Here is a 14,665-nt window from a genome sequence, read left to right on the forward strand (position 1 = left end):
GAGCAGCCACCTTGTCCTACAGAAGAAGATTTGAAGAGCTCGGTGTCGCCTGGCCGTCGCTCGATCGGCCTGCTTTGCCGTTCTCGCCGACGGTTCGGGTCGCAGACATCGTCTATGTCTCCGGTCAGATCCCCGAGATCGGGCAGGAGATCGCTGCGATCGGCCAGGTTGGCGCAGAGATCGATCTGGCCGCGGCGCGGAACGCCGCCCGGCTCTGCGCGGCCAACATCGTCTATTGGCTGGACAAGGAACTGGACGGCAATCTCGACCGCGTCGTGAAATTCGCCAAGCTGACCGTCTATGTGAACGCGGCGGCCGGCTTTGCGGCCTATTCGGAGGTCGGCAACGGAGCATCCGAATTTCTGCTCCATGTTTTCGGCGAGCGTGGCGAGCATGCCCGCTGCTCGCTCGGTATGGCCGGCTTGCCGGCCAATGTTCCGGTCGAGGCCGACGCCATTGTGCACGTCCGCTGATGCACGCCCAAAACATGCACTCGGGCCTGATCCGAGAGTGCGCAGCGAAACCAGGGGAGGCTTGGCTTGATAAGTGCAAATCTTGAGAGGCGGAAGGCGCTTGTTCTCGGCGGAGGCAAGGGCCTGGGTTTCGGCGTCGCCGAAGCGCTCGCGGCGAAAGGCGCCGAGATCATCCTGGTCGGACGAGGGGAGGAGATCCTGGATGCGGCGCGGCGCGCGATCGAGTCCGCCGGCCACATCTGCTCGACCTTCAGCGCCGATCTTTCCGATAACGACAGCGTCTCCCGGCTGATCCGTGCCATCGAGGACGAGCATCAGCGGATCGACATCGTCCTGCTCAATGGCGGCGGCCCGCCCCCCTTCGCGGCCAGCGTCTTCGATGCGAGCGTCTGGGAGAAGCAGTTCACCAGCATGGTGCTGAGCCAGATGCGCATCGCCATTTCTTTCCTGCCAGGCATGCGGGCGCGGCGCTGGGGACGCATCATCGCCGTTTCCTCCACGTCCGTCCGCGAGCCGATCCCCGGCCTCACCGCTTCGAATGCGTTGCGCGCGTCGCTTGCCGGCTGGGCCAAGACCCTGGCCGGCGAAGTGGCGGCGGACGGCGTCACCGTCAACCTGTTGCTGCCTGGCCGTTTTGCGACGGACCGGACGAAACAGTTCGACGCGATGGACGCCGCCGACAGGGGTGTGGACGCTGCTGTGATCGCCGCCGAGAGTCAGGCCGAAATCCCGGCAAAGCGCTACGGGACCCCCGCCGAATTCGGCGCGGTTGCCGCATTCCTGGCCAGCGACGACGCCGCCTATATCACCGGCGTGGCTTTGCCGGTGGATGGCGGGCTCAGCCGGGCCATGCTGTGAGGGGCAGGGTGCAGCGGCGCGAATGGTCGCATCACAGGAACGCCCCTCGTGCCTTTTATCTGCGCGGGGGCGTCCTGTTTGTCGTCCGCCTCTCTCAAGATCGCTCTTTCAAGAACGGCTTTCGACACCGAAAGAATGCCCCGGCGCCAAAATGGTTCCCGGCTGATTGGTATTTTCGGCGGGCAATAGCCCGGCTTTCGCCGTCCGATGTGCTGGCGCGGGCCGCCGCCGCGCGTCTCCGCGAGTGTGGAAAATCAAAAAAATTGACACAACGCGCAAAGAAGTCTATAAGAATTTTGTCGATATTTGTTTGACCGACTTTTGTTATCCGCGTGCTTAGGCGCGCCTTTGGCGAACTTCCCCCATCAAAATCGGGACAAACGTTGTTGTGCATCCGCATGACGGCGAACGAATATTTGCCATGGAAAGGGTTCGTTATGAGCACAGGCACAGTTAAATGGTTCAACGCCACCAAGGGTTTTGGTTTTATTCAGCCTGACGACGGTTCTGCCGACGTTTTCGTCCACATCTCAGCCGTCGAGCGCGCCGGAATGCGCGACATCGTCGAGGGCCAGAAGCTTGGCTACGAGATGGTCCGCGACAACAAGTCGGGCAAGATGTCCGCCGACCAGTTGAAGGCGGCCTAAAACGGAATTAAGCCTCACCGGTGACCACGGATGTACTGGCACCGGTGAATGGCAAATTCCAGCGCATGATCGCGGGGATGTTAAGTCCCCGCTCATGCGCATGAGAAGAACGTTTCCTTGCGCGTCTCTCGGGATGCGCGGGCGCTCTCATGGAAGGTCAGGCGGTGCCTGGCCTTTTTCATTTTTGCGCTTCGATCGCCGAAAGAGCGCTGCTCGACGGCCCGGACGTGCTAAGGACGTTCCAGCAATTTGAAACTGGCTGCCGTATTGCTTTGTGCGGGATCCTGGCCGAAAGACCAGTCTCGCCACTTTTCGGCGGCGTGCTCCGAACCGGGAGAAAGACCTTGACCGCAACTTCAAAAAAACCCCGCGACCAGGCCGAATCCATTTTCAGCAAGACGCGGACCCAGTCGATGTCGCTCGACCGCATCAATTCCGAACGGGATGCCGTCAGCCAGGCCCGCGAAGCCAAGACCGCGCGGCTGCGCGAATTGCGCCTGGAGAAGGAAGCCGACGACATGGCGGCGGCGGTTGCGCTCGCGGCCTCGCCGAAACGCGCAGGCAAACGCTGATGGCCACCAAACGCGTGCCTCAAAAGGCGATCGCCGCAGATTCGACCATCGCCGATGTCGTGGGCGAACTAGACAAGCCGGTCGAATATGTCCGGCGCGTGCTCGAAAAGCTCGAGCGCTGCAGGCGTGTCCACGGCGATGCCCAGGTTCGGCTCGGCGTGCGCGGTCGTGCCGAATGCCCCAATTATCTGATCGAATACGTCCGGGAAAACGCCAAGACCCGCGAGCGCGTGACCTTTCAGGATGCCGCCTACAGCGGCAGCACGCATCGCGAGCTGGCGCCCCGGCACATCGAGGAAGCCAGGAACTGGTCGCCCGAAGAAATGAATATCACGGCCGTTTCGGCGCTCATCGGCCGCCTTCGCAATCCGAATGCGCCATCATCGCGTTTCTCTGACGAGGATTGATATGGCAATCAAGTTTTCCGCCAAGGGCCAGCCGGCAGCGCCTGCTGCCGCCGTGAAGCCGGCCAAGCCGGCCGCCGCGCCAAAAACCGGCGAAGCCGCCGAAGCGGGCACCGATCTGTTCAGGTCGCCGGCGGAAGCACCGCCGCGCAAGCCCAAGAAGAAATAGCGCCCTTGCAGCAAAATGCCGACCGGAAATCTGCGCCAAGGCTGCTTGCCTTGGCGGTCGCAGAGGAGTTTTCGTCGCCACAAGAGGGCGCCGGTCCGATTGCCTTCGATTGCCAGACCTGTGGCGCCTGCTGCGCCTACTCGTCCAGATGGCCGCGCTTCTCCACCGAGGATGACGCGCAGCTCGACCTTATCCCGCAAAAATACGTGGCTGCCGACGAAGCCGGTATGCGCTGCGACGGCGCGCGCTGTTCGGCACTGTGCGGCGAGGTCGGCAAGTCAACGGCCTGCGGCATCTACGACATCCGCCCCGACGTCTGCCGCGCCTGCATGCCGGGCGATGACGACTGCCTGATCGCGCGTCGGGCTCAAGGTCTGCCGACGCTGTAATGACGGCCCTCGGGCTGGCGTCTCAGTTTGAATTTCGTCAATCAGATGGGCGAAAGTCGCTGCGGTAGAGGCCGGGCGATCGTCCGGTCAATCGTTTGAATGCCTGCGAGAACGACGGCACCGATTCATATCCGACGGCGCGCCCGATCTCGCCAATGTTCTGGTTCGTTTCCCGCAGAGCCTTGGCGGCAAGGTTCATCCGCCACCGGGTCACATAGGACAGCGGCGGCTGTCCTACCAGTTGAGCGAAGCGACGCGCGAAGGTGGCCCGGGACTGTGCTGCGCCGCTGGCAAGGGAAGCGATGGTCCAGGGATTGCCCGGCCGCTCGTGGATCAGGCGCAAAGCCTGCGCAATGCCTTTGTCGCGCAAGGCGCCAAACCATCCCCCTGTTCCGAGTGGCTGATGTTCGATCCAGGCGCGCAACAAGAAGATCAACGTGCTGTCGAGAAGGCGTGGGGCGACAATGTCGTGGCCGCCGAGATCGCCTTTCGCTTCGACCTGCAGAAGTTCCAGGGCAAGCCGCAGCGGCTCGCTGGTGTCGATCTGATTCCGGGTCAAATGAATCAGCGGAGGAAGCAGCGAAACCATCGGATATGGCCCGACGCCGTCGAGTGAATATCTCGCACAAAGAAGAGTTGTCGCGCCGCTCTCGCTTTTCGGTTCCAGTCCGCTCCGATTTGCGGAAAGGACGGCGGATATCGATGCCGTCGGTGCATCCGCCGGATTGCAAAGGGCATGCCCGATACCGCTCGCGACAAGGATGACATCTCCCTCGCCTAAGCGGATCGGCTCTTTTTGACCAGTCAGCCGCAACCAGCATTCGCCGTTCTGTATGACGTGGATGGCGGCATTCCTTGTCGGATCGACTGAAATACCCCATGGCCGATGCAGGGTCGCGCTGCCGATCATGGCGCTGCCAAATCGCAGCGAAGCAAGAAGTTCGGACAAGGCGTCCATGAGAACCATCCTCCGACAATGAACCAGACGATATTAGACGATTGGATAAGAATCCAGGCGAATAGCATATCGACCGTCTCACAAGCGTGGCTGATCATATTGGCAATGTCGGCGTGCGGACGCTCCTGTCCACACCGGGCAGAAGCAGGCACGGGAAGGAGCAAAACATGCGTGACGAACCATCAAATCCAGTTCCAGCCGAGAGTCGCAATTCGCTCGAGACCAACAAGACGATCGTCCTGGACTTCATCGACAAAGCAGTAAACCAAGGCAACATCGAAGCTGCTTCGATGCATTTTGGCGAACACTACATCCAGCACAATCCGAACATTGCCGATGGTGCGGACGGCTTCAAAGCCTATCTGCAGCAGCTCAAACAGTCATTTCCCCTCGTGAGAGGAGAGGTGAAGCGGATTTTTGCCGAAGGGGATTTCGTCATCGTGCACATGCACGCAAAACGCGAACCCGAAGAGGACGGCTTGGCCATCGTCGACATTTTCAGGCTGAAGGACAGCAAGCTCGTCGAACACTGGGAAGTTCGGCAGCCCATTGCGGATAGCAAGCTGCACGCCAATAGCATGATCTGAATGCGGATAGGCTCTCAGGCTGGCTTGTGCCCGCACGTTTCGCTGATTACGCTGGCGGCGGCAGGGCCAGCACCGGGAGACCATCTGTGAGCATCGAATTCCTGTTGACGTCGCTGATTGTCGTGGCTTCGCCCGGCACCGGCGTTCTCTATACGCTGAGCGCCGGGCTTTCGCGTGGTGCGCGCGCCAGCATCATTGCCGCGTTCGGCTGCACGCTCGGCATCATTCCGCACATGGCGGCCGCCATCACCGGCCTCGCGGCACTGCTGCATACCAGTGCCGTCGCCTTCGAAACGCTGAAATATCTCGGCGTCGCCTACCTGCTCTACATGGCCTGGAACACGCTGAAGGAGAAGGGCGGCCTGAGCGTCGACGAAAATGTCGCGCCGCGCTCGGCCGGCAAAGTGATCACTTCGGGCATCCTCATCAACATCCTCAATCCGAAGCTGTCGATCTTCTTCTTTGCCTTCCTGCCGCAATTCGTCAGCACCACCGAACCGCATGCGCTGTCGAAGATGCTGGAGCTGAGCAGCGTCTTCATGCTGCTTACCTTCGTGGTCTTTGTCGGCTACGGCATCTTTGCCGCGTCAATCCGCAGCCATGTCGTGTCGCGGCCAAAGGTGCTGACCTGGATGCGCCGCACCTTCGCCGGTGCCTTTGTCATGCTCGGCGCCAAACTGGCGCTGGCGGACCGGTAGACAGGAAGATCGCGGACCTAACCCTTCACGTAGCCCATGGTCTCGACGATCTGCCCGTCCGCCACGCGCATCAGGTTGACGCCGCGCAGCGATCTGCCGTCGGCCATCCAGTAGCGCCAGCGGATCGTCGCCCGGTCGCCGGCGACGAAAGTTTCTTCGATGTCGAAGCGCGTGCCGGGTCCGGTCGCGATCGCCGACCACAGTTCGACGCAGGCGCCCTTGCCGATGCGGCGGGCGCCGTCCGGGGCCGGCGTGGTGTTCTCGATCACGCAATCTTCCGCCACCAGATCGTCGAGCGCCGACGGGTCGTGGCGCTGGAAGACGTCGTTGTAGCGCCGCATGATCTCGGCCGTTTCGGCGGAGCGTTTGGCTGCGGCGATGTCGATGATGAGTTCCTGTGTCATTGGATATTCCTTCCCTTCAGTGATCGGTAGCGGTTTCGATGAGGCGGGCCTTGAGCGTGATCACTGCGACGCCGGCCAGCGCCCGCGACACGAGGCAGCTCTCCTTGGCCGTCTGCGCCAGCCGCTCGAACTCCGCCGCCGCCAGCCCGGCGACGCTTGCCTCGGTCTCCAGCTCGATACGGGTCAGCGTCGGTCCAGCCGCGGTGGCGCCGAGATGCGCTTTCGCGATCGTGTGGATGCGTGCGGGAGTGTAACCTTCGCGGCCGAGGACGGCACTCAGCGCCATCGAGAAGCAGCCGGCATGCGCCGCCGCAATCAATTCCTCTGGGTTGGTGCCGGCACCGTTCTCGAAACGCGACGGGAACGAGTAGGCACCTTCGAAGACGCCGCTACCGAGCCTCAGCCGGCCCGAACCATCCTTCAACGATCCCTGCCATTGGGCCTCTGCTTCACGAATGGTCATTGTGTCTCTCCTTTGATTTGAGGTCGATCAGATTTTGGGGCGGACCAGTCAGGCGCCGTCGACGACCACTTTCCCGAAGACGTCGCCTTGCTGGAAATAGCGGTAGGCGTCTTTGGCCTCGTCGAAGGCGAACACCTTGTCGATGACAGGCCTGAGGCGATGCACCGAGATGGCGCGCAGCATGGCTTCGAGGTTGGTGCGATTGCCGACGAACAGGCGGCTGATGGTGGCGAGGCTGCGCTGGTAGACCGGGCCGGGGATCTGCACCGTCCCGCCTTTCGCATCCTGTATGGTGAGAAGCACGATGCGCCCGTAAAGCGCGCAGGCGATCATCGATTGCGCGAAGGTCGGCGGGCCGCCGGTCTCGACGACGAGGTCGATGCCGCCGGTCTGCTCGCGCACCGCAGCACCCCATTCCGGCATGTCGGCGGTCGAGACGACGAGGTCGGCGCCCAGCGCCTGCAGCCGGTCCAGCTTCTCGTTGCGCGAGCTGACTGCCACGACACGGCAGCCGAGCAGCTTGGCGAATTGCAGCGCAAATAGCGCGACGCCACCTGAACCGATGACAAGAACCCATTGGCCGGGCTTCGGCATTTCGGCCGCCGTCACGGCATTCCAGGCGGTCAGGCCGGCGCAGGTCAGCGTCGCCGCTTGATGCCAGTCGAGATGATCGGGAAGCCGCACCGCCCATTGCTCGTCGAGCACGGCGTATTCGGCCAGCATCCCGTCCAGCGTGCAGCCAAGCTGGTCGATCAGACCGGCATTGATGCGGCCATCGATCCAGCGCGCAAAATAACTGCCGGTGACGCGGTCGCCGACGGCAAAGCGTGTGACGGCCTCGCCGACGGCAACGACTTCGCCGGCACCGTCGCTCAGCGGGATAACGCCTTGGCGCGGCGCCAGGGGGTAGGTGCCGTTGAGGATCATCGTATCGCGGCGGTTGAGCGCGGTGGCGCGGGCACGCACGACGATCTCGTGCGGCTTCGGCGTCGGCTGCGCCTCGTCGCGCATCACCAGGCACTTGGTACCGCAGGTTCCTTCAAGACGATAACAGCGCATTTGCCTCTCGAATATGTAGACTGATCTACATATTATGTAGACCGATTGTCATATTCGAGGCAAGGCCTATAATGCTCACTCCTGACAGAGGTTGACATGGCGAACGACACCCGCACCCGCATACTCGAGACGACGGGGCTGCTGCTGAGGCAGCGCGGCTACCACGGCACGTCGCTCAACGATATTTTGAGCGCCTCAGGCGCACCGAGAGGTTCGCTCTACTTTCACTTTCCGGGCGGCAAGGATCAGCTGGTCATCGAGGTGACGCGCGACAGCGTCGCCGACGTGACGCAGAGGCTGGACGCCGCGCTCGCTGCCGAAAAGGACCCGGCGGTGGCTGTCCACCACATCTACCAGTCGGTCGCGCGCATGCTGGAAGACAATCGGTTCACGCTCGGTTGCCCGATCGCGCCCGTGGTGTTGGACTCGCCGATCGACATGCCGGAACTGGCCGAGTTGTGCCGGTCCGCCTTCGAGCAATGGATAGGCTTGCTCAGGGCGGCGTTCGTCAGGGCCGGGGTGCCCGAGCGACGCGCGCACGCGCTGGCACTGCTGGTCGAATCATCGCTTGAAGGACTGATGGTGATCGCACGCGCCACCCACGACCGCGCCCCGGTGCTGGCGGTAGCCGATGAGGTCGCGGCGCTGATTGAGGGGGCATTGCCGGCCAAGAGTGCCGCTGCCGCGGTGCATTGATATCGCCGCTTGAGCCGGGGCAGCCCGCTGTGAAGCAAACAAAAAGGGCGGCATCGCTGCCGCCCTTTCCGTAAGCTTGCGAGATTGGCTGGATTAGAAATCCATGCCACCCATGCCGCCCATGCCGCCGCCGCCCATGCCGCCAGGCATGCCGCCGCCAGCCGACTCCTTCTTCGGAGCCTCCGCGATCATGGCTTCGGTGGTGACCAGCAGGCCGGCGACCGAGGCCGCGTCCTGCAGAGCCGTGCGCACAACCTTGACCGGATCGACGATACCCATGGCGATCATGTCGCCATATTCGCCGGTCTGGGCGTTGTAGCCGAAGGTTGCCCCCTTGTTCTCAAGGATCTTGCCGGCAACGATCGATGCTTCCGCACCGGCGTTGGCCGCGATCTGGCGGGCCGGAGCCTGCAGCGCGCGGCGCACGATGTTGATGCCAGCGGCCTGGTCGGAGTTGGCGCCGGTTGCCTTGATGCTCAGCGAAGCGCGCAGCAGTGCGACGCCGCCGCCGGGAACGATGCCTTCTTCGACGGCCGCGCGGGTCGCGTTGAGGGCGTCATCGACGCGGTCCTTCTTTTCCTTGACTTCCACTTCGGTCGCACCGCCGACGCGGATGACGGCAACGCCGCCCGCCAGCTTGGCGAGACGTTCCTGCAGCTTCTCCTTGTCGTAGTCCGAGGTGGTCTCCTCGATCTGCTGCTTGATCTGGGCGACGCGGCCCTGGATTTCGGCCTTCTTGCCGGCGCCGTCGACGATGGTGGTGTTCTCCTTGGAGATCGACACCTTCTTGGCGCGGCCGAGCATGTTGAGGCCGACATTCTCGAGCTTGATGCCGAGGTCTTCGGAAATGACCTGGCCACCGGTGAGGATGGCGATGTCTTCCAGCATGGCCTTGCGGCGATCACCGAAGCCCGGCGCCTTGACGGCAGCGATCTTCAGGCCGCCACGCAGCTTGTTGACGACCAGCGTGGCCAGGGCCTCGCCTTCGACATCTTCCGAGATGATGACCAGCGGCTTCGAGGTCTGCACGACGGCCTCGAGGATCGGCAGCATGGCCTGCAGGTTGGAGAGCTTCTTCTCGTGGAGAAGAATGTAGGCGTCTTCCAGATCCGCAACCATCTTCTCGGCGTTGGTGACGAAGTAGGGCGAGAGATAGCCGCGGTCGAACTGCATGCCTTCAACGACTTCAAGCTCGGTCTCGGCGGTCTTTGCTTCCTCGACGGTGATGACGCCCTCATTGCCGACCTTCTGCATCGCTTCCGCGATCATCGAGCCGACCGACACGTCGCCATTGCCGGCGATGGTGCCGACCTGGGCAACCTCTTCCGAGGTCTTGATCTTCTTGGCGTTCTTGATCAGCGTCGCGACGACGTCGGCGACGGCGAGGTCGATGCCGCGCTTGAGGTCCATCGGGTTCATGCCGGCGGCAACCGACTTGTGGCCTTCCTGGACGATCGACTGTGCCAGAACGGTCGCGGTGGTGGTGCCGTCGCCGGCGATGTCGTTGGTCTTCGAAGCAACTTCGCGGACCATCTGCGCGCCCATGTTTTCGAACTTGTCCTCAAGCTCGATTTCCTTGGCGACGGTGACGCCGTCCTTGGTGATGCGCGGTGCGCCGAACGACTTGTCGATGACGACGTTGCGGCCCTTGGGGCCGAGCGTGACCTTCACCGCGTCGGCGAGGATGTTGACGCCGCGCAGCATGCGCTCACGAGCGTCGCGGGAGAATTTTACGTCTTTGGCAGCCATTTTTAGCTCCTGGCAGGGGCTTGGATTGAGCCCGAAGATTTAAACGAGGGTGAGGCCGATATTCAGCCGATGATGCCCATAATGTCGGATTCCTTCATGATCAGAAGGTCTTCGCCATTGAGCTTGACTTCGGTGCCCGACCACTTGCCGAACAGGATGCGGTCGCCGGCCTTGACGTCCAGCGGGACGAGCTTGCCGGCTTCGTCGCGGGCGCCGGAACCGACGGCGATGATCTCGCCTTCCTGCGGCTTTTCCTTAGCCGTATCGGGGATGATGATCCCGCCCGCGGTCTTGGATTCGGATTCGACCCGACGAACGACCACGCGGTCATGAAGCGGGCGGAACTTCGACTTTGCCATTTTTTATTCCTCGATGAGAATGGTGAGAACAGTTCCTCCGTCCGGCGGCGCCGGACATGTGGTTAGCACTCATCTTGGGGGAGTGCTAACGTGGCGCTGAAATAGGCTGGCAGCTCGTGCGAGTCAAGGCGCCCGCTGGGCATAATCAGGACAATTGCTTCAAACGGATACTTGACCAAGTCAACTAAATCGCTGATCTTGCCGGGAGGAGGATGCCATGACCATTCATCATCACCCAGGCAAGGAGCGGATCGACGCGGTGCGAGCCTTCAACCGCTTCTACACCCGCCAGATCGGGCTGCTCGACGAAGGGCTGCTGAAAAGCACCTTCTCGCTGACCGAGGCGCGGGTGCTCTATGAGCTGGCGCATCGCGATGGCCTGACCGCCACCGACCTTGCGCGCGATCTCGGCCTCGATGCCGGTTATCTCAGCCGGCTGCTGAAGAAGTTCGAGGAGCGTGATCTGGTCGAGCGCGCCACGATCGAGGCGGATGCGCGGCGCTCGTCGATCGCGCTGACCAAGGCCGGGCGGCAGGCCTTCGCGCCGCTGAACCAGGGTTCGCACGACCAGGTCGGGGCTTTGCTCGAACGGCTTTCGGTTGCCGAACAGGACAGGCTGGTCAAGGCCATGCAGACGGTGCAGCGTTTGCTGGGCGGAAGCGCCGAGCCCAAAATTCCCTATATGCTGCGGCCTCTGCAAGTCGGCGACATCGGCTGGATCATTCATCGCCAGGGCCTGCTCTACGCGCAGGAATATGGCTGGGACGAAACCTATGAAGCGCTGGTCGCCGAAATCCTCGGTGCCTTCGTCAAATCCTTCGATCCGAAATGGGAACGCAGCTGGATCGCCGAGCGGGAAGGCGAGGTCGTCGGCTCCGTCTTCGTCGTGCGCCAGTCGGACGCGGTGGCGAAGTTGCGCCTGCTCTATGTCGAGCCTTCGGCGCGCGGCCTCGGGATCGGCAAGCGGCTGGTCGAGGAATGTGTCGGCTTTTGCCGCGCCAGGGGTTACAGGACACTGACGCTGTGGACCAACGGCGTGCTCGCCGCCGCTCGCCACATCTATGAGGCTGCGGGCTTTAAATTGACCAACGAGGAGCGCCACCATTCCTTTGGCAAGGATCTGGTCGGCCAGAACTGGAATTTGGAGCTGTAGCAGCGCCGCAGAATTTCGAGCATCGGCCTGGGGCGGTCGCTCAGGCCGCAGGCTTAATGTTTTGGTTCAAGCGAAAGAAATTGGTGGGATCATACTTGTTCTTTAGTGCGGCCAACCTCGGATAATTCTCGCCGTAAGCCGCCAGAACCCGATCAGTGCCCTCTTCGCCGAGATTATTCGCATAGACGCCGCCGGTCGAGAACGGTCTCATTGCATCCCACAGGTCGCGCGCCCATCGGATGTGCGTTTCGTCGTCAGACGGATTGTCCCAAATCGATATCGGGAAGCAATCGTAAAGTGCATCTCTGTTGGCGTAGGGCGTTCCGTCCATCGGTACTCGCGAGATGGCGCCGCCAACCTGCTGCAGGACTAGAAGCGATTCGCTGGGTGCAGTCATGTAAGCCGCAAGCATGGTATCGATCGCCTGATCTGTGATTTCGCGCATGAACTGCGCCTTCCAGTAGTAGCGCCGCCCGCGCGGAAAGAGGCTGTCCCCGGCCGATTGGATTTGAAGATAGGGGACAGGAGCAACCCGGCGCTCAACTGGCGTGCCATACTCTCTCAGAGGTTGAATGATTTGCTGGCCTTCGTCGAGTGGGCCGATGTAGCACGCCGATATGCTGAAGAAGCGTTCGCCCGAGGGCGCCGTCACAAGTGCTGCATCCAGGCTCAGCTCATCCGTGGCGCCGCTCGAGAACGCACGATAGAACCGCATCGCTTCGCGTGCCTCTTCGTAGCGGTATAACATCGATCCCGCGATGAGAAGCGGACCCACTGGATGGAGCTTGTATTCGAAGGTGGTGACTATTCCGAAATTGCCGCCGCCGCCCCGAATGCCCCAGAACAAATCTGCATTTTCGGCCGCGTTTGCCGTGAGCAACCGGCCGTCCGCCGTCACGATTTCGACAGCGACAAGGTTGTCGCAGCTCAGTCCATGTTTGCGGCCAAGCTTGCCGAACCCGCCGCCGAGTGTCAGTCCGGCTATGCCGGTATCCGCGTTGACACCCATGGTCGTCGCAAGACCATGGACCTGTGTGGCTGCGTCGAACTCGCCCAGGTTCAGGCCGGCCTCTGCGCGCGCAACACGGCGGATCGGGTCGACTTCGATCCGCTTCATGCGTGACACATCGATCACCAAGCCGCCGTCGCATACCGAACTGCCAGCGACGTTATGACCACCGCCGCGGACGGCGACGAGGAAGCCTTGCGATCGGGCGAAGTTGACGGCCGTGACGACATCGCTGGATTCGGCGCAATAGAAAACAGCCGCCGGCCTCTTATCGACCATGCCATTCCAAACTCTGCGCGCCTGGTCATAGCCAGGGTCGTCCGGAAGGATCAGATCGCCGCTAATCGCCTGCCTGAGCCGGGCGATATCTGGCGCCTGCAACGTCGGCTCGGAACCGTCTATAAGCTTGAACATGCTCATCGAGGGATACCCTTCGTGATTCAGCACGGTTGGACAGGCCGCTGTCGTTCACCGGATCACAATGATCTCATGCGGCGCCATTCGCTGCAAAATCGAATATCTCAGTCGCTGGATGAGCTAAATTCATCTAAACTGCCTGGATGAGAAAACTTCCGCCGCTCGGGTCGCTTCGCGCCTTCGAAGCCGCTGCCAGGCTGATGAGCTTCAGGAAGGCCGCGACGGAACTCGGCGTGACGCCAACGGCCATCAGCCACCAGATTCGATTGCTGGAGGAGGTCTGTGGGCAACTGCTGTTCCGGCGGCGCCCACGACCGCTCGTGCTCACAGGCGTGGGCGAACGGCTATTCCCGGTAATTTGCAGCGGCTTCGACGCTTTCGCTGCGGCAATAGCATCAGCCTCGGCCGGAGTTGGCCAACGCCCGTTGCGCGTGACGAGCCCAAATGCATTTGCCAGCCGATGGCTGGTTCCGCGCCTGTCGAAGTGGCGCGAACAGCATCCGAACATTCCACTGGAGATCATCGGGACAGACGCCGTTCTGGACCTGCGAGCCGGTGACGCCGACGTCGCGATCCGCTATGCGCGCAGGATGCCGCGGGATGTTCCCGCGCAGGAAATTTTTCGGGACGCATTCTTTCCGGTATGCAGCCCGGAGTTGTTCGCAGGAGGCGACCGACAGATCGAGCGCGCCGCCGATCTGCTGCAATACCCGCTCATCCATTTCAATTGGACGAACCGCGACCCGGAAGCGCCGACTTGGCAACGATGGCTGGCGATCGCACGCTCGATCGATCCCAGCATCCCCAATGCCAACCAGGCATGGGACCTAAGCTTCCGCGAAGAGCTGCACGCGATTGACGCGGTAGCGGCAGGCCAAGGTATCGCTATCTGCAGCGATGTGGTCGTCAGTGGCGAACTCGAGGCTGGCAGGCTAGTCAAGGCACATGATCTCTGTCTGCCAGGCTATGGCTTTTACCTTGCCTGCGTAGCCAATCACCCCCGACAAGCGCATATCGAAGCGTTTTCCGCCTGGATGAGATCGATAGTCTGAGCATCTGAACGCCGATCTTCTGCATGCTCGTCACAAGCGGTAGCAGCGCTTCCTGCGCTTCGGGGTCGCCTGCCGCGCCTCACACTTTGACCGGTATCCAAATTTCCAGCCTTGCCGCTACAGGGATCGAATTCCGGCGCATCGGCGACCTCGCGCCCAGATGCCGGCAGCCATTTGTCCCAAATCGTGTTGGGGGTTGACAGAAGCAGACAACGTCCTCTAGGTACGTAATGTTATTACATTACGAGGTATGCATGACTCCTTCTGACAAGACCCTTGCTCCAGCGGCTGTCCGAACTCCGAAAATTTATTGCGCTGTGAGTGGCGGAAAATTAGGGTGGCTGAGTGATGGTCCCCGAGTCGAAAGGCAAGGGGTGAAAAGGGAACACGGTGAGGTCTTCGGATCGAGGCCGTGGCTGCCCCCGCAACTGTAAGCGGTTAGCAAGATCCGAAGTGCCACTGGCCGGCAAGGCTGGGAAGGCAGGATGGCGCAAAGACCCGCGAGCCAGGAGACCTGCCATCAGCATGAGTTGACCGGACGGGGTGTGC

General features: G+C 61.9%; 19 protein-coding genes, 1 pseudogene and 1 riboswitch. Of the genes and pseudogenes, 12 read left to right on the forward strand and 8 right to left on the reverse strand.

Annotated elements, in window-relative coordinates; translation table 11 throughout:
• The first annotated feature begins 11 nt into the window (after window positions 1-11).
• From NKJ28_RS17455 to NKJ28_RS17485, 7 genes are all read left to right on the forward strand, one after another.
• Complete coding sequence (locus NKJ28_RS17455) at window positions 12-473, forward strand: RidA family protein (protein ID WP_352636544.1); 462 nt, start codon at window positions 12-14, stop codon at window positions 471-473.
• A gap of 66 nt (window positions 474-539) precedes the next feature.
• On the forward strand, window positions 540-1,331 hold the full coding sequence (locus tag NKJ28_RS17460; protein ID WP_352636545.1) for an SDR family oxidoreductase: 792 nt from the start codon (window positions 540-542) through the stop codon (window positions 1,329-1,331).
• Window positions 1,332-1,768: 437 nt separating this feature from the next.
• Window positions 1,769-1,978, forward strand: a complete 210-nt coding sequence (locus NKJ28_RS17465) for a cold-shock protein (protein ID WP_010915421.1) — start codon at window positions 1,769-1,771, stop codon at window positions 1,976-1,978.
• Between the two features lie 344 nt (window positions 1,979-2,322).
• The gene (locus tag NKJ28_RS17470) at window positions 2,323-2,550 is read left to right on the forward strand and encodes a hypothetical protein (RefSeq protein ID WP_023677608.1); all 228 of its coding nucleotides are present in this window, start codon (window positions 2,323-2,325) and stop codon (window positions 2,548-2,550) included.
• Complete coding sequence (locus NKJ28_RS17475; RefSeq protein WP_292664441.1) at window positions 2,550-2,957, forward strand: hypothetical protein; 408 nt, start codon at window positions 2,550-2,552, stop codon at window positions 2,955-2,957. The genes NKJ28_RS17470 and NKJ28_RS17475 overlap by 1 nt, the downstream gene beginning before the upstream one ends.
• A gap of 1 nt (window position 2,958) precedes the next feature.
• Window positions 2,959-3,123, forward strand: a complete 165-nt coding sequence (locus NKJ28_RS17480) for a hypothetical protein (protein ID WP_023722752.1) — start codon at window positions 2,959-2,961, stop codon at window positions 3,121-3,123.
• 50 nt (window positions 3,124-3,173) lie between these two features.
• The gene (locus NKJ28_RS17485) at window positions 3,174-3,512 is read left to right on the forward strand and encodes a YkgJ family cysteine cluster protein (RefSeq protein ID WP_352468390.1); all 339 of its coding nucleotides are present in this window, start codon (window positions 3,174-3,176) and stop codon (window positions 3,510-3,512) included.
• A 37-nt stretch (window positions 3,513-3,549) separates the two neighbouring features.
• Here the strand turns inward: NKJ28_RS17485 and NKJ28_RS17490 are convergent, their stop codons facing one another.
• On the reverse strand, window positions 3,550-4,479 hold the full coding sequence (locus NKJ28_RS17490) for an AraC family transcriptional regulator (RefSeq protein ID WP_352636546.1): 930 nt from the start codon (window positions 4,477-4,479) through the stop codon (window positions 3,550-3,552).
• Between the two features lie 158 nt (window positions 4,480-4,637).
• Between NKJ28_RS17490 and NKJ28_RS17495 the strand changes: the two genes are divergently transcribed.
• Window positions 4,638-5,057 carry a nuclear transport factor 2 family protein gene (locus NKJ28_RS17495; protein WP_352636547.1) on the forward strand — a complete coding sequence of 140 codons (420 nt, stop codon included), beginning with the start codon at window positions 4,638-4,640 and terminating at the stop codon, window positions 5,055-5,057.
• Between the two features lie 86 nt (window positions 5,058-5,143).
• Window positions 5,144-5,755, forward strand: coding sequence for a LysE family translocator (locus NKJ28_RS17500; RefSeq protein ID WP_352636548.1), 612 nt, complete (start codon window positions 5,144-5,146; stop codon window positions 5,753-5,755).
• A 17-nt stretch (window positions 5,756-5,772) separates the two neighbouring features.
• On the opposite strand, the gene NKJ28_RS17505 is transcribed toward NKJ28_RS17500, so the two are convergent.
• Genes NKJ28_RS17505 through NKJ28_RS17515 form a run of 3 tightly spaced genes read right to left on the reverse strand, consistent with a single transcriptional unit; the run spans window position 5,773 to window position 7,681 of the window.
• Window positions 5,773-6,159 (reverse strand): nuclear transport factor 2 family protein, encoded by a 387-nt coding sequence (locus NKJ28_RS17505; protein WP_352636549.1) that lies wholly within the window; start codon window positions 6,157-6,159, stop codon window positions 5,773-5,775.
• Between the two features lie 16 nt (window positions 6,160-6,175).
• Window positions 6,176-6,622, reverse strand: coding sequence for an OsmC family protein (locus tag NKJ28_RS17510; protein WP_352636551.1), 447 nt, complete (start codon window positions 6,620-6,622; stop codon window positions 6,176-6,178).
• Between the two features lie 48 nt (window positions 6,623-6,670).
• Window positions 6,671-7,681, reverse strand: coding sequence for a zinc-dependent alcohol dehydrogenase family protein (locus NKJ28_RS17515; protein ID WP_352636552.1), 1,011 nt, complete (start codon window positions 7,679-7,681; stop codon window positions 6,671-6,673).
• 96 nt (window positions 7,682-7,777) lie between these two features.
• Here NKJ28_RS17515 and NKJ28_RS17520 point away from each other — a divergent pair, with 96 nt between their 5' ends.
• Complete coding sequence (locus NKJ28_RS17520) at window positions 7,778-8,377, forward strand: TetR/AcrR family transcriptional regulator (protein WP_352578268.1); 600 nt, start codon at window positions 7,778-7,780, stop codon at window positions 8,375-8,377.
• Window positions 8,378-8,470: 93 nt separating this feature from the next.
• Here the strand turns inward: NKJ28_RS17520 and groL are convergent, their stop codons facing one another.
• Entirely contained in the window at window positions 8,471-10,126 is a 1,656-nt protein-coding gene (gene groL, locus NKJ28_RS17525; protein ID WP_352541606.1) for a chaperonin GroEL, read from the reverse strand.
• Window positions 10,127-10,188: 62 nt separating this feature from the next.
• On the reverse strand, window positions 10,189-10,485 hold the full coding sequence (gene groES, locus NKJ28_RS17530; RefSeq protein WP_006203049.1) for a co-chaperone GroES: 297 nt from the start codon (window positions 10,483-10,485) through the stop codon (window positions 10,189-10,191).
• Between the two features lie 217 nt (window positions 10,486-10,702).
• Between groES and NKJ28_RS17535 the strand changes: the two genes are divergently transcribed.
• A complete protein-coding gene (locus tag NKJ28_RS17535) occupies window positions 10,703-11,638 on the forward strand; it encodes a bifunctional helix-turn-helix transcriptional regulator/GNAT family N-acetyltransferase (protein WP_352636553.1) in 936 nt (311 codons plus the stop codon).
• Between the two features lie 40 nt (window positions 11,639-11,678).
• On the opposite strand, the gene NKJ28_RS17540 is transcribed toward NKJ28_RS17535, so the two are convergent.
• Entirely contained in the window at window positions 11,679-13,067 is a 1,389-nt protein-coding gene (locus NKJ28_RS17540; RefSeq protein ID WP_352636554.1) for an FAD-binding oxidoreductase, read from the reverse strand.
• 140 nt (window positions 13,068-13,207) lie between these two features.
• Between NKJ28_RS17540 and NKJ28_RS17545 the strand changes: the two genes are divergently transcribed.
• Window positions 13,208-14,116, forward strand: a complete 909-nt coding sequence (locus tag NKJ28_RS17545) for a LysR substrate-binding domain-containing protein (protein ID WP_352517858.1) — start codon at window positions 13,208-13,210, stop codon at window positions 14,114-14,116.
• 79 nt (window positions 14,117-14,195) lie between these two features.
• Here the strand turns inward: NKJ28_RS17545 and NKJ28_RS17550 are convergent.
• Window positions 14,196-14,313, reverse strand: a pseudogene (locus NKJ28_RS17550) (AraC family transcriptional regulator); the annotation flags it as partial.
• Window positions 14,314-14,448: 135 nt separating this feature from the next.
• A riboswitch (cobalamin riboswitch) is annotated at window positions 14,449-14,652 on the forward strand.
• The last annotated feature ends 13 nt before the right edge of the window (window positions 14,653-14,665 follow it).

The sequence above is a fragment of the Mesorhizobium sp. M0145 genome (genome assembly GCF_040322355.1).
GTDB lineage: Bacteria > Pseudomonadota > Alphaproteobacteria > Rhizobiales > Rhizobiaceae > Mesorhizobium.